This is a genomic window from Streptomyces sp. NPDC028419, from assembly GCF_055565515.1.
Genome location: NZ_JBVHUE010000006.1, coordinates 1 through 13,018 on the forward strand (window position 1 = coordinate 1; position 13,018 = coordinate 13,018).

14 protein-coding genes are annotated in these 13,018 nt (G+C 69.7%); 6 read left to right on the plus strand and 8 right to left on the minus strand.

What is annotated here, in order from left to right; translation table 11 throughout:
* Nucleotides 1-972 precede the first annotated feature (972 nt).
* From ACZ4UB_RS09005 to ACZ4UB_RS09020, 4 genes are all read left to right on the plus strand, one after another.
* Nucleotides 973-2,418 carry a nucleobase:cation symporter-2 family protein gene (locus ACZ4UB_RS09005; protein WP_468069259.1) on the plus strand — a complete coding sequence of 482 codons (1,446 nt, stop codon included), beginning with the start codon at nt 973-975 and terminating at the stop codon, nt 2,416-2,418.
* Between the two features lie 95 nt (nt 2,419-2,513).
* A complete protein-coding gene (recO, locus tag ACZ4UB_RS09010) occupies nt 2,514-3,260 on the plus strand; it encodes a DNA repair protein RecO (RefSeq protein WP_354380182.1) in 747 nt (248 codons plus the stop codon).
* 11 nt (nt 3,261-3,271) lie between these two features.
* Nucleotides 3,272-4,099, plus strand: coding sequence for an isoprenyl transferase (locus ACZ4UB_RS09015; protein WP_354380181.1), 828 nt, complete (start codon nt 3,272-3,274; stop codon nt 4,097-4,099).
* A gap of 21 nt (nt 4,100-4,120) precedes the next feature.
* The gene (locus ACZ4UB_RS09020) at nt 4,121-4,696 is read left to right on the plus strand and encodes a YcxB family protein (RefSeq protein WP_468069260.1); all 576 of its coding nucleotides are present in this window, start codon (nt 4,121-4,123) and stop codon (nt 4,694-4,696) included.
* 19 nt (nt 4,697-4,715) lie between these two features.
* Here the strand turns inward: ACZ4UB_RS09020 and ACZ4UB_RS09025 are convergent, their stop codons facing one another.
* The 4 genes from ACZ4UB_RS09025 to ACZ4UB_RS09040 all read right to left on the minus strand — a co-directional run bounded on the left by ACZ4UB_RS09025 (nt 4,716) and on the right by ACZ4UB_RS09040 (nt 7,874).
* Complete coding sequence (locus tag ACZ4UB_RS09025) at nt 4,716-5,144, minus strand: Fur family transcriptional regulator (RefSeq protein WP_354380179.1); 429 nt, start codon at nt 5,142-5,144, stop codon at nt 4,716-4,718.
* Nucleotides 5,145-5,215: 71 nt separating this feature from the next.
* A complete protein-coding gene (locus ACZ4UB_RS09030) occupies nt 5,216-6,085 on the minus strand; it encodes a metal ABC transporter permease (protein ID WP_468069261.1) in 870 nt (289 codons plus the stop codon).
* The gene (locus ACZ4UB_RS09035; RefSeq protein ID WP_468069262.1) at nt 6,085-6,879 is read right to left on the minus strand and encodes a metal ABC transporter ATP-binding protein; all 795 of its coding nucleotides are present in this window, start codon (nt 6,877-6,879) and stop codon (nt 6,085-6,087) included. Before ACZ4UB_RS09035 ends, ACZ4UB_RS09030 begins: the two co-directional genes overlap by 1 nt.
* Before the next feature lie 32 nt (nt 6,880-6,911).
* A complete protein-coding gene (locus ACZ4UB_RS09040; RefSeq protein ID WP_468069263.1) occupies nt 6,912-7,874 on the minus strand; it encodes a metal ABC transporter substrate-binding protein in 963 nt (320 codons plus the stop codon).
* Between the two features lie 153 nt (nt 7,875-8,027).
* Between ACZ4UB_RS09040 and ACZ4UB_RS09045 the strand changes: the two genes are divergently transcribed.
* Nucleotides 8,028-9,410, plus strand: a complete 1,383-nt coding sequence (locus tag ACZ4UB_RS09045) for a glycine--tRNA ligase (RefSeq protein WP_354380175.1) — start codon at nt 8,028-8,030, stop codon at nt 9,408-9,410.
* Nucleotides 9,411-9,483: 73 nt separating this feature from the next.
* Here ACZ4UB_RS09045 and ACZ4UB_RS09050 read toward each other — a convergent pair whose 3' ends face one another.
* From ACZ4UB_RS09050 to ACZ4UB_RS09065, 4 genes are all read right to left on the minus strand, one after another.
* Entirely contained in the window at nt 9,484-10,203 is a 720-nt protein-coding gene (locus tag ACZ4UB_RS09050) for a VC0807 family protein (protein WP_468069264.1), read from the minus strand.
* A gap of 158 nt (nt 10,204-10,361) precedes the next feature.
* The gene (locus ACZ4UB_RS09055) at nt 10,362-10,955 is read right to left on the minus strand and encodes a TetR/AcrR family transcriptional regulator (protein WP_468069266.1); all 594 of its coding nucleotides are present in this window, start codon (nt 10,953-10,955) and stop codon (nt 10,362-10,364) included.
* Nucleotides 10,956-10,976: 21 nt separating this feature from the next.
* Nucleotides 10,977-12,017: an aldo/keto reductase gene (locus ACZ4UB_RS09060; RefSeq protein ID WP_468069268.1), complete on the minus strand. Its 1,041-nt coding sequence runs from the start codon at nt 12,015-12,017 to the stop codon at nt 10,977-10,979.
* 87 nt (nt 12,018-12,104) lie between these two features.
* A complete protein-coding gene (locus ACZ4UB_RS09065; protein ID WP_468069269.1) occupies nt 12,105-12,464 on the minus strand; it encodes a DoxX family protein in 360 nt (119 codons plus the stop codon).
* A gap of 78 nt (nt 12,465-12,542) precedes the next feature.
* On the opposite strand from ACZ4UB_RS09065, the gene ACZ4UB_RS09070 reads away from it, so the two are divergent.
* Complete coding sequence (locus ACZ4UB_RS09070) at nt 12,543-12,995, plus strand: MarR family winged helix-turn-helix transcriptional regulator (RefSeq protein WP_467958208.1); 453 nt, start codon at nt 12,543-12,545, stop codon at nt 12,993-12,995.
* Nucleotides 12,996-13,018 lie beyond the last annotated feature (23 nt).

A 13,018-nucleotide genomic window follows, 5' to 3' on the forward strand; every position in this document is an offset into this window, starting at 1 on the left:
CTGCTCGGTGGGGCCGAGCTTCCACCCCTCCCGTACCCCCCACCAGCCCAAAACAGCCTGCAGGCGCTTCTCTCGGAGAAGCGCGTAGCGATCTGCAGGCGTGCTTGTGTCTTGTGGTCGTTGTCTTGTCGCCCGGAGGGCGCGGCATGGCCGCACTCGGAGCCCCCGCCCCAGGCGCCCGGAACCCTGGTTGATGGTCTCGTTCCCCCCTGCCCTTCCTCCGGGGGCTTCCCGGCAGTTCTTGGCTTTCCGTGACGGGGTGGGCTGTCAAGGGTGGCCGTAGGCCATCGCGCAGCGACGCGACCGTAGGGAGCGCCCTTGATAGGGCGCCCCGGCGCGGAGAGACAGTGGAACTGGCGGGCAGCCCCCGGGGCCTCTCCGACCCCGAATGTGTGTGATCCGGCCTTCGCGGCGGAGCCGCGTTGGGCATGGCTCGGGGGTAAAGCGGGGCGTATGGGGCTGGGGGTCGGTAACGATCCGGCCTCGTGGGTGGCTGAGAGGTGTCGTCGGATGGGTGGAGGTGATCGCTCCGGGGTTGGGGTATCCACCAATTGGACTGGCGTTCGGGGTGGTTCTGGTTTGCGGGGTGGAAGGGGCGTGCTCGGTGTTCTCGCACGTCAGGCGTCTGGGTGGGGTGGTGGTTCGCTGGCGCGACAGGGGGAGGGGGGTTGGGGGCGCGGGTTTCGCATACGCCGTCCTGGTCGCGGCCGCTAGTGGAGGAACCTCCATGGATGGGTGCGCGAAACCTCAACAATTTGTGGAAGTCGACGATATCTGGGAAGCCCCCCACAGGCGTTCAATTCCGGTCACACGGCGAGCGGCTGCCCGTAACACGGCGCGGCTTCGATTCGCGTGAACGCACTGACAACCCTGGCGGATCAACGGGTTCGCGACCCACTCCGTCCCAGGGATAACCAGGTCCCAGATCCCCCATTCCTCTCGCTTACCTACCTCTTGAAGGGCAAGGCAGAGATGGCACGTGTCGCCGCCCGGCTTTCCACCAACGGAGAGCAGAGCACGCACCCGGTCGACGAGGTGCTCCCCCTCCCCAAGCTCGCGCTGTACGGCTTCCAGCACGTGCTCGCGTTCTACGCCGGTGCGGTGATCGTTCCGATCCTCGTCGGCAGCGCGCTCAAGCTCACCCCCGAGCAGTTGGTCTACCTGATCAACGCGGACCTCTTCACCTGCGGCATCGCCTCGATCATCCAGGCCTGGGGCATCGGCCGGATCGGTGCGCGGCTGCCGATCATCCAGGGCGTCACCTTCACCGCCGTGTCCCCGATGATCGCCATCGGACTGGGCGCGGGCGGCGGGACGGCCGCCCTGTTGGTGATCTACGGAGCCGTCATCACCGCGGGCATCGCGACCTTCGCCTTCGCCTGGATGCCCGCCCGGGTGTTCAAGGTCGTGATGTCGTTGTTCCCGCCCGTCGTCACGGGCACGGTGATCACGATCCTCGGCATCGTCCTGCTGCCGGTCGCCCTCAAGGACGTCGTCGGCGGTGCGCCGCTGGTCGGCGACGGCGGTGACCCCACGCAGCTGGCCTACGCCGCCGGCACGATGCTCTTCGTCCTGGTCGTGATGCGGCTGGGCAAGCCCTTCCTGTCCAGCATCGCCGTCCTGCTCGGCCTGGTGGGCGGCACCCTCGTCGCCTTCGCCCTCGGTGACGCGAAGTTCGACGCCGTCAGCGCCTCCGACTGGGTCGGGGTCACCACGCCCTTCCACTTCGGCGCCCCGAAGTTCGAGTGGTTCCCGATCCTCCTCATGCTGATCGTCATGCTGATCACCATGGTCGAGACGACCGGTGACACCTACGCCGTCGGCGAGATCGTCGGCAAGGACATCGACAGCGAGACCGTGGCCCGCGCCCTGCGCGCCGACGGCGCGGCCACCGCGATCGGCGGTCTGCTGAACTCCTTCCCCTACGTCGCCTTCGCCGAGAACGTCGGGCTGGTGCGGGTCACCAAGGTCAAGAGCCGGTTCGTGGTGGTCGCCGCGGGCGTGATCATGATCATCCTGGGGCTGCTGCCCAAGGCCGCGGCCATCGTTGCGGCGATCCCGCCGGGCGTCCTCGGCGGCGCGGCCACCGTGATGTTCGGCATGGTCGCCCTGGCGGGCATCCAGACCCTGGGCAAGGTGGACCTCAAGGAGGAGAAGAACGCGCTGATCGTCGGCGTCTCGCTCGCCTTCGCGCTCTTCCCGGCCACCGTCCCGGCCTTCTTCGAGAAGCACATGAGCGTGGACACGGCCTCGCTGCTCAACAGCGGCGTCACCCTCGGTGCCACGGCCGCGATCGTGCTCAACCTGCTCTTCAACGGCCTGTCGAAGGGCGACCCGCACGCGGTGGCGCCCGTACCCGAGGCGGTCGTGCCGGCGCAGGCGACGGAGGGCGAGAGCGCCCCGGCGCCGACCGTCTGACCCGTCGGCTCGGACCGTCCCCGGACCGGCTCCCTCCGCCGGTCCGGGGACACCGGCGTCCGTGGTCTGTCAGTGCCGTACGGGACAATGGGGCCATGAGTCTGTTCCGCGACGACGGCATCGTGCTGCGCACCCAGAAGCTGGGTGAGGCGGACCGCATCATCACGCTCCTGACCCGTGGCCACGGCCGGGTCCGGGCCGTGGCCCGCGGCGTGCGGCGGACCAAGTCGAAGTTCGGCGCCGGGCTGGAACCCTTCTCCCACGCCGACGTGCAGTTCTTCGCCCGGGGCAGCGATCTGGTCAGCCGCAGCCTGCCGCTGTGCACCCAGACCGAGATCATCCACCCCTACGGCAACGGCATCGTCGTGGACTACGCCCGCTACACCGCCGGCACCGCGATGCTGGAGACGGCCGAGCGCTTCACCGACCAGGAGGGCGAGCCCGCCGTACAGCAGTACCTCTTGCTCGTCGGCGCCCTGCGCACCCTCTCGCGCGGCGAGCACGCGCCCAACCTCATCCTCGACGCCTTCCTGCTGCGCTCCCTCGCGGTCAACGGCTACGCCCCCAGCTTCACGGACTGCGCGAAGTGCGGGATCCACGGACCCAACCGGCATTTCTCCGTCGCCGCGGGCGGGGTCGTCTGCGGGGACTGCCGGGTGCCCGGCAGCGTCGTACCCTCGTCGGAGGCCGTAGGACTGCTCAGCGCCCTGCTCACCGGGGACTGGGCGCACGCGGACGCCTGCGAGGCGCGCCACGTCCGGGAGGGGAGCGGCTTGGTCTCCGCCTATTTGCACTGGCATCTGGAGCGCGGGCTACGCTCCCTGCGATACGTCGAGAAATAGGAGCTGGACACATGGCACGACGCGGGATCCTGGGACGCAGCCGCAGGGACTACAAGCTTCCGGAGCCGCACCCGTCCGGTGCGCGCCCGCCGAAGATTCCCGGCGAACTGATCCCGAACCACGTCGCGGTCGTCATGGACGGCAACGGCCGTTGGGCCAAGGAGCGCGGCCTGCCGCGCACCGAGGGGCACAAGGTCGGCGAGGGCGTGGTGCTCGACGTGCTCAAGGGCTGCCTGGAGATGGGCGTCAAGAACCTCTCCCTGTACGCCTTCTCGACGGAGAACTGGAAGCGCTCGCCCGACGAGGTGCGCTTCCTGATGAACTTCAACCGCGACGTCATCCGGCGCAGGCGCGACGAGATGAACGAGCTGGGCATCCGCATCCGTTGGGTCGGCCGCATGCCGAAGATGTGGAAGTCGGTCGTCCAGGAACTCCAGGTCGCGCAGGAGCAGACCGTCGACAACGACGCGATGACGCTGTACTTCTGCGTGAACTACGGAGGTCGGGCGGAGATCGCGGACGCGGCGCAGGCGATCGCCCGCGACGTGGCGGCGGGCCGCCTCGACCCGTCGAAGGTCAATGAGAAGACCTTCGCGAAGTACATGTACTACCCGGACATGCCGGACGTGGACCTCTTCCTGCGGCCCAGCGGTGAGCAGCGCACCTCCAACTACCTGCTCTGGCAGAGCGCTTACGCCGAGATGGTCTTCCAGGACGTGCTGTGGCCGGACTTCGACCGGCGCAACCTCTGGGCGGCCTGCCTGGAGTACGCGCAGCGCGACCGCCGCTTCGGCGGGGCGCTGCCGAACACGCCGGAAATCCCCGGACAGCCGGGCTGAGCGGGGCCTATCCTCACCGCCATGGACACGGGTGGGGATCAGGCACATGACATGAGCGTGGGGGCCGGTGACGGCGGGGCGGAGCGATCCGTGGAACTCGTCTACCGGCCCACCACGCAGGACCTGGCCGAGGCGCTGCGCGCCCGGGCCCGGCACACGGGCTCCGGGCGACTCCAGCGGTGGCTGCTGCTGAGCGCCGGGCTGTTGATCACCTTGGTCAGCGGCCTGGCGCTGTTCGCGAAGGGTCCGTTCGACGCCTCGCGGCTGGTGTTCCCGTGCGCCGGGCTGCTGATGCTGGCCCTGGCGTTCTACGGGCCGCAGCTCACGGCGCGCACCATGGGCGGCCTGCTGGCCAAGATGGGGGAGACCCGGGCCGTGGTCGGTGACGCCGGGCTACGGGTGACCACGGCGGACAGCGAGACGCGGATCGCCTGGGCGCTGCAACCGACCTACGTGGAAACGCCCGCGACATTTGTCATGTTGAGCGACGACAAGCGCTCCGTGGCCATGACGGTGCTCCCCAAGCGCGGGGTCGCGGACCCCGCCGACCTGGAGCGGCTGCGGGCGATCCTGGACCGGAACCTGCGGCGGCGCTGAGCCCGCCGCCGGCGCCGGATCAGCCCGCCGCGGCGCAGTCCGCGCAGGTGCCGAAGATCTCCACGGTGTGGGCGACGTTCACGTAGCCGTGCTCGGCGGCGATCGTCTCGGCCCACTTCTCCACGGCCGGGCCCTCCACCTCGACGGCCTTGCCGCACTTGCGGCATACCAGGTGGTGGTGGTGCTCGCCGGTGGAGCAGCGCCGGTAGACGGATTCGCCGTCGCTGGTGCGCAGCACGTCGACCTCGCCCGCGTCGGCCAGGGACTGCAGGGTGCGGTAGACCGTGGTGAGGCCCACGGAGTCGCCGCGGTGGCGGAGCATGTCGTGCAGCTCCTGGGCGCTGCGGAACTCGTCCACCTCGTCCAGCGCGGCCGCGACGGCGGCCCGCTGCCGGGTCGAGCGCCCTCGTACTGGCGCGGTGTTCATCTCGCCAGGGGCAGTCGCCACCGGGTCCTCCTCGTCTAGGGCCGTCGTGCCATTGTGCCAGTCCGGCGGTCCCGGGTACCCCGTCCGGAGCGCTACTGGACCTTCACGTCGTCCCGGGTGCAGACCTGTTCGGTGGCGCGCGCGGCCCGGGCCCGCCGCCGGGCGAGCGGGGTGGAGACGAGCGAGAGCACCAGGAAGACGGCGATGGCGAGGAGCACGATCATGGCGCCCGAGGGAACGTCGATGTAGTACGTCGCGGCCGTGCCGGTCAGCGAGATCGTGAGGCTGAGGGCCATGGCCAGGCCCAGGGTGGCGGCGAAGCCGCGGGTGAGTCGCTGGGCGGCCGCGACGGGGATCACCATCATGGCGCTGACCAGCAGCAGGCCGACGATGCGCATGGCGACGGTGACGGTGACGGCCGCGGTGATCGCGATCATCAGGTTCAGGAAGCGCACCGGCAGGCCGGCGACCCGGGCGAACTCCTCGTCCTGGCAGACCGCGAAGAGCTGGCGGCGCAGGCCGATGGTGATGGCGAGGACGAAGGCGGACAGGATCGCCATCGCGGTGACGTCCTCGGGGGCGACCGCGGCGATCGAGCCGAACATCGGGCCCAGCAGCTTGGCGGTGGAGCCGCCCGGGGCCAGGTTGATGATCATCACGCCGCCCGCCAGGCCGCCGTAGAAGAGCATCGCGAGCGCGACGTCGCCGCTGGTCTTGCCGCGCGCGCGGATCAGCTCCATGCCGACGGCGCCGATGACGGCGACCAGCGTGGCCATCCAGACGGGGCTGCTCTGGAGCAGGAAGCCCAGCGCGACACCGGTCATGGCGACGTGGCCGAGGCCGTCGCCCATGACCGCCTGGCGGCGCTGGACGAGGTACGTGCCGATGGCGGGGGCCGTGATGCCGACGAGGGCCGCGGCGATCAGCGCCCGCTGCATGAAGGGGTAGGTGAGGAGGTCCATCAGCTCAGCAGTCCCGTCCGGATCGGTTCGGCGTCGTGGGCCGCGTGAGGGTGTACGTGGTCGTGGCCGGGCAGCGCGTGCTGGCCCAGGGCCTCGGGGGGCGGTCCGTCGTGCGTGACGCAGCCGTCGCGCAGGACGACGGCCCGGTCGATGAGGGGCTCCAGCGGGCCCAGCTCGTGCAGGACGAGCAGGACGGTGGTCCCGGCCTCCACCTGGCCGCGCAGGGCGTTCGCGAGGACCTCCTGGTTGGCGAGGTCGACGCCCGCCATCGGCTCGTCCATGATCAGGAGCTCGGGCTCCACGGCGAGGGCCCGGGCTATGAGCACGCGCTGGTGCTGGCCGCCGGAGAGGGCGTTCACCGAGGAGTCGGCGTACCCGTCCATGTCCACCAGGGCGAGGGCGCGCTGCACGGCCGCCTTGTCGGCGGCGCGCAGCCGTCCGAAGCGGGTGAGGGCCAGGCGGCCGGCGGAGACGACCTCGCGCACGGTGGCCGGGACGCCGCTGGCGGCGGTGGTGCGCTGGGGGACGTAGCCGATGCGCGACCACTGCCGGAAGCGCTTGAAGTCCGTACCGAAGAGGGAGAGCGTGCCGGCGGTCAGCGGGACCTGGCCGACGACGGCGCGGACGGCCGTGGACTTGCCGGAGCCGTTGGCGCCGAGCAGGGCGACGACCTCACCGCGCCGCACGGTGAGGTCGACCCCGCGCAGCACGGGGCGCGAGCCGAGCGTGGCCGTGGCCCCGCGCAGGGATATGACGGGCTGCTCCGCCGCTGTCGCGGCTGCCGTGGATTCCATGGCTCGCGCCTCCGTTGCTGCTACTGCTGCCATTACTTGTTGCCGAGCGCCTTCTGCAGGTTCTTGAGGTTGGACCGCATGATCGCGAAGTAGTCAGCGCCCTGGGACGTGTCGGTGATTCCCTCGAGCGGGTCGAGGACGTCGGTCTTCAGTCCCGTGTCGCGGGCGAGCGTCTTGGCCGTCTTGTCGCTGGCCAGCGCTTCGAAGAACACGGTCGTCACATTGTCCTTCTTCGCGACGTCCTGGAGCTGCTTCATCCGGGCGGGGGTCGGCTCGGACTCGGGGTCGACGCCGGAGATGCCCTCCTGGTCGAGGCCGTAGCGCGCGGCGAGGTAGCCGAAGGCGGAGTGGGTGGTGATGAAGGTCTTGGAGGCCGTGTTCTTCAGGCCGTCCTTGAACTCGGTGTCCAGCGCGCCCAGTTTGGCCACGAGGTCGTCGGTGTTCTTCTTGTAGTCCGCCGCGTGGTCCGGGTCGGCCTTCTCCATCGCGGCGCCGACGCCCTTGGCGATCTCCGCGTACTTGACCGGGTCGAGCCAGACGTGCGGGTCCTGACCGGATTCGCCGTGGCTGTGCCCGTGGTCCGCCTCGCCCTCGGCGTGGTCGTGGCCGGAGGCGTCGTGCACCTCCAGCTTGGTGAGGGTGGCGGCGTCCACGACGTTCTTGGCGGGGGTCTGCGCGACGGCCTTGTCGACGGCGGGCTGCAGGCTCTTGAGGTAGACGACGAGGCCGGCCTCGCCGAGGCGGGCGGTCTGCTGGGGGGTGATCTCCAGGTCGTGCGGTTCGACGCCCGGCTTGGTCAGGGAATCGACCTTCACGTGGTCCTTGCCGATCTGCTCGGCGAGGAACTGCATCGGGTAGAACGACGCCATCACGCTGAGTCTGCCGTCCTTGTCGGTGCCCGCGGCGGCGGTGCCGGAGCAGCCGGTGAGGGCCGCGGCGCCGAGGGCTGCGGCGGTGGCGAGGGCGGCGGTGGGTATGAGGCGTCGTACGTTCATGACATCCATTTTCATCAAAGATGGAAACGATTGTCAACAAGCTGGGCAGCGGAGCCCCTGCGGCCGCTTTAAGGGGATCCGATTTGAAGGAGGGGGTGGGCGCGCCGGTAACCTAAAGGCTTCGCCGTTCGTCCTCGTAATGAAGAGAGCACCGTGGCCGCCGACAAGATCGAAACCATCGTCAGCCTGAGCAAGCGCCGTGGCTTCGTTTTCCCGTGCAGTGAGATCTACGGCGGCTCCAGGGCTGCCTGGGACTACGGCCCGCTCGGAGTCGAGCTGAAGGAGAACATCAAGCGCCAGTGGTGGCGTTCGATGGTCACCGGTCGTGAGGACATCGTCGGCCTCGACTCCTCCGTGATCCTGGCCCGTGAGGTCTGGGAGGCCTCGGGCCACGTCGCGACCTTCTCGGACCCGCTGACCGAGTGCACCTCCTGTCACAAGCGCTACCGCGCCGACCACCTGGAGGAGGCGTACGAGGCGAAGCACAAGCGCCTCCCCGCGAACGGCCTGGCCGACATCAACTGCCCGAACTGCGGCAACAAGGGCCAGTTCACCGAGCCCAAGCAGTTCTCCGGCATGCTCCAGACCCACCTCGGCCCGACCCAGGACGCCGGTTCCGTCGCGTACCTGCGCCCGGAGACCGCCCAGGGCATCTTCACCAACTTCGCCCAGGTGCAGGTGACTTCCCGCAAGAAGCCCCCCTTCGGCATCGCCCAGATGGGCAAGTCCTTCCGCAACGAGATCACGCCGGGCAACTTCATCTTCCGCACGCGCGAGTTCGAGCAGATGGAGATGGAGTTCTTCGTCAAGCCGGGCGAGGACGAGCAGTGGCAGGAGTACTGGATGCAGGAGCGGTGGAACTGGTACCGCGACCTCGGCATCCGCGAGGAGAACATCCGCTGGTACGACCACCCGAAGGACAAGCTGTCCCACTACTCGAAGCGCACCGCTGACATCGAGTACCGCTTCAACTTCGGTGGCAACGAGTTCTCCGAGCTGGAGGGCGTGGCCAACCGCACCGACTTCGACCTCAAGGCGCACTCCGCGGCCTCGGGCCAGGACCTCACCTACTTCGACCAGGAGTCGGGCGAGCGCTACACCCCGTACGTCATCGAGCCGGCCGCCGGTGTGAACCGCGCGATGCTCGCCTTCATGCTCGACGCGTACAACGAGGACGAGGCCCCCAACGCCAAGGGCGCCATGGAGAAGCGCACCGTGATGCGCTTCGACCCGCGCCTGGCGCCGGTCAAGGTCGCGGTGCTGCCGCTGTCGCGCAACGAGAAGCTCTCGCCGAAGGCCAAGGGCCTCGCCGCCGACCTGCGCAAGAACTGGAACATCGAGTTCGACGACGCGGGTGCCATCGGCCGCCGCTACCGCCGCCAGGACGAGATCGGTACGCCGTTCTGCGTCACCGTCGACTTCGACACCCTGGACGACAACGCGGTGACCGTGCGCGAGCGCGACACCATGAAGCAGGAGCGCGTCTCCCTGGACCAGATCCAGAGCTACCTCGGCAGCCGCCTGCTCGGCTGCTAGGGCCACCTGTACGAACGGGGGTGGCCCGGTGCGCACAGCGCACCGGGCCACCCCTTCGTCGTGTCCCTCCGGATCAGGCGGTGCTGGCGACGGCCCGCTCGGCCGCCTCGCGCGCGGCGGCCCTGACCGCGCCCTCGGCCTGCTTCCGCTTCGAGTAGCGGATGGTCCAGAAGATCAGCGCCACGAGGAAGCCGTAGATCAGGACGGGGCTGAGGACCACCATGGTGTCGGTGGTCAGCGTGTACGCCAGCACCACGCGCAGCGCGGCCTCGACCAGGTAGGCGACGCCCCACACGGTGGTCATCTTCCTCATCGACGCACGGAACTCCGGGTACTGCCACAGCCCGTTGAAGTGGGCCACGCCCGCGGCGGTGCCGTCGGTGCCGAACTTGCGGCCGAAGTAGAACATCAGCGGCCGCGGCGCCAAGAGCGTGGCGACGCACAGCGTGCCGAACAGGCCGGTCACGGCCGAGTCCTTGACGAGCAGGGCGCGGGCCGAGTGGGTGCCGACCAGGGTGACCAGGGCGGTGATCACCAGGAACACCAGGGTGACGATGGCGAATTCGTCGATGTGGCGGCGCCAGGCGAGCGAGACGACGGTGTCGACCACCGGCCAGGCGCTGCTCAACAGCAGCGCGGTGAACTCCGTCCACCCCCGGCCGGTGAGGATGTTGTAGGTGACGATCGGCGCGACCACGTTGAAGACGATGGTCACGATCCAGCCGATCGCCGTGGCCGAGCCCGAACGGGCCGGTGGTGCGGCCTGTGTTGCCGGTGTTTCTTGAGCGGACAACGTTCCCCCTGAGGCATGCCTGATGAAGTGCGGTAAGGGGAACGTAAAGACGATGCCCGGTCAGGGCAACGGCCTGCCGCACAAAATGATCACCAAGCTGTCCGGACCACCCGGTTCCGGCTCTGCTGGGCGGTCCGTGGCACCCGGGGCGAGAGGCGTCAGGCGCGCAGGCCCCGGACGATGAGTGCGCAGACGGCCTCGAACTCCGTGATGATCGTCGGCGAGAGCCAGTCCGCCGCGTACTGCGGGTCGTGGAAGCGGCCGGTGGCGTCGAAGACGGCGCGGGCGGCCGCCGGCACGTCCGGCGCGGCCAGGGATCCGGCGGCCACGCCCTCGGCGATGATCCGGGTCAGCTGGGCGATCAGCTGGCTGAGGTGGTCGTCCACCACCCCGCTGTTCTCGGCGAGCAGCACGGTGTAGGTGGCGAACAGCTCCGGGTCGGCGCCCGCCTTGTGCCGCTTGGTCTCGAACAGCGCCTCCAGCCACGCCTCCAGCTTGGAGGGGGCGGTCGCGGTGGGAGCCGAGACGATCTCCTCCAACATCACCACGTTGCGCGAGAGCCAGCGGTCGGTGACCGCCTCGCGCAGGGCGGCCTTCGACGGGAAGTGCCGGTAGACGCTGCCGTGGCTGACTCCGAGGGCGCGCGCCACGTCCACCACGGTCGCCTTCGTGGGGCCGAAGCGGCGCAGCACCTCCTCGGTGGTTTCGAGGATGCGCTCGGGGGTCAGGGGTTCGGCAGCTGCGGGAGGCATGTCTACGACCGTACCGGCAGCTCAGTGCTCACTGTCGAGGTGGGCCATCTGCGCCGCCGGATACCGCTCGCCCGCCGCGGCGCCGGCGGGCACGGCCGCCTCGATCGCGGCCAGATCGGCAGGGGTGAGGACGGTGTCGAGGGCGCCCAGGGCCTCCGCCAGCCGGTCCCTGCGGCGCGCGCCCACCAGCGGGACGATGTCCTCGCCGCGCGAGAGCACCCAGGCGATGGCGGTCTGCGCCACGCTGACGCCCTTGTCGTCGGCCACCTTGCGCAGGGCGTCGACCAGGTCGAGATTGCGGTCCAGGTTGTCCCCCTGGAAGCGGGGGCTCATCCCGCGGAAGTCGCCGGGGGCGAGGGCGCGGTCGCGGGTGAAGTGGCCGCTGATCAGGCCGCGCGAGAGCACCCCGTACGCCGTGATGCCTACGCCCAGCTCGCGGGCGGTGGGCAGGATCTCCTCCTCGATGCCGCGGGAGATCAGGGAGTACTCGATCTGGAGGTCGGAGATCGGTGCGACCGCGGCGGCCCGGCGCAGGGTGTCCGCGCCGACCTCGGACATCCCGATGTGCCGGACGTGCCCCGCCTGTACGGCCTCGGCGATCGCGCCGACGGTCTCCTCGATCGGGACGTCCGGGTCCACGCGGGCGATCCGGTAGATGTCGATGTGGTCCCGGCCGAGGCGCTGGAGCGAGTAGGCCAGGAAGTTCTTCACGGCCGCGGGGCGACCGTCGTATCCGGTGAAGCCGCCCTCGACGGTGCGCAGCGCGCCGAACTTGACGCTGGTGAGGGCCTGGTCCCGGGCGGCGGCCGGAGCGGTCCGCAGGGCTTCGTTGATCAGGAGTTCGTTGTGCCCCATGCCGTAGAAGTCGCCGGTGTCCAGCAGGGTGACCCCCGCGTCCAGGGCGGCGTGGATGGTGGCGATGGATTCCGAGCGGTCCGCCTCGCCGTACAGGGCGGACATGCCCATGCAGCCGAGGCCGAGCGGATGGACGGTCGGGCCGGTGGTGCCGAGGGTGCGGTGGTGGGTGGTCTGGGCGTTCTGCGTGTGCTCGTTCGTCGTCATGCCAGAAGAATGGCATGACAGGTGACAGATTTCAATATCTGTCACCCGTTCTCCATCCCCTTCACTCGAACGGGCGCTCGGGCGCGCTCACGCCGAGGCGATGCGGAGCGTCAGGGCCGCGGCCGAGACCAGCGTGAGCACGGCCGCCGGGGCGAGTTCGTAGTGCTTGACCCGCAGATGGGCGATGACGGCGCCGATGAAGTAGAGGGTCACGCCGGTCGCGGCGGCTATGCCCAGGGGGGTGGACCAGAGTCCGCCGACGAGGCCGACGGCGCCGGCCGCCTTGAGTGCCGCCAGTCGGGGCAGCCAGGAATCGGGCACGCTCACGGCGCGCATGTTCGCGGCCACCGGCTCCGCGCGGCGGGCGGTGAGCGTCGCGGAGGTGAGCAGGATGAGCGCGAGGAGGGTGGCGGTGGTGGCGTACGCGATGAACATGAAGTTCTCCAACGATCGAGGATTGCTAATCATTGAATAGCATCAATGATCGATGGATGGTAATCATTTCCTGACTGTTACGGTAAGGAGATGACCGCTCAGGATGCCCAGCACGTCGCCCAGCGCCTCGGGATGCTGCTGGCCTGGCACGGTTCGGCCACGGAGGCCCGCATGCGGCGGGCGCTCAACGCCGCCGGCCTGACCCCGCGGCACGTCCTGACCCTGCTGCACCTGGAATCGGGACCCGTGAGCCAGCGGGCCCTGGCCGAGCGGCTGGAGGTGGACCCGAGCGTGCTCGTCGGCCTCCTCAACGACCTGGAGGGCGCCGCCCTGGTGGAGCGGCGTCGCGACCCGGCCGACCGGCGCCGTCACAACGTCGCCATCACCGGGGCCGGCGCGGACGTGCTGCGCACGACGAACGAGGCCCTCGACGCCGTGGAGCAGGTCCTCTTCGCCCGCCTGTCGGAAGGGGAGCGCGACCTGCTGCGCGACCTGCTCGGTCGGGTCGACACGAACGCCGCGGACTTCAGCTGCGGCGAGTAGCCCCGCGGCGGGAGCAGGGCGGA

What these genes read in the sequence shown, in the direction of transcription:
- ACZ4UB_RS09005 (WP_468069259.1), top strand. Translation starts at nt 973, where the DNA reads ATGGCACGTGTCGCCGCCCGGCTTTCCACCAACGGAGAGCAGAGCACG.
- recO (WP_354380182.1), top strand. Translation starts at nt 2,514, where the DNA reads ATGAGTCTGTTCCGCGACGACGGCATCGTGCTGCGCACCCAGAAGCTG.
- ACZ4UB_RS09015 (WP_354380181.1), top strand. Translation starts at nt 3,272, where the DNA reads ATGGCACGACGCGGGATCCTGGGACGCAGCCGCAGGGACTACAAGCTT.
- ACZ4UB_RS09020 (WP_468069260.1), top strand. Translation starts at nt 4,121, where the DNA reads ATGGACACGGGTGGGGATCAGGCACATGACATGAGCGTGGGGGCCGGT.
- ACZ4UB_RS09030 (WP_468069261.1), bottom strand. Translation starts at nt 6,085, where the DNA reads ATGGACCTCCTCACCTACCCCTTCATGCAGCGGGCGCTGATCGCCGCG.
- ACZ4UB_RS09035 (WP_468069262.1), bottom strand. Translation starts at nt 6,879, where the DNA reads ATGGAATCCACGGCAGCCGCGACAGCGGCGGAGCAGCCCGTCATATCC.
- ACZ4UB_RS09040 (WP_468069263.1), bottom strand. Translation starts at nt 7,874, where the DNA reads ATGAACGTACGACGCCTCATACCCACCGCCGCCCTCGCCACCGCCGCA.
- ACZ4UB_RS09055 (WP_468069266.1), bottom strand. Translation starts at nt 10,955, where the DNA reads ATGCCTCCCGCAGCTGCCGAACCCCTGACCCCCGAGCGCATCCTCGAA.
- ACZ4UB_RS09060 (WP_468069268.1), bottom strand. Translation starts at nt 12,017, where the DNA reads ATGACGACGAACGAGCACACGCAGAACGCCCAGACCACCCACCACCGC.
- ACZ4UB_RS09070 (WP_467958208.1), top strand. Translation starts at nt 12,543, where the DNA reads ATGACCGCTCAGGATGCCCAGCACGTCGCCCAGCGCCTCGGGATGCTG.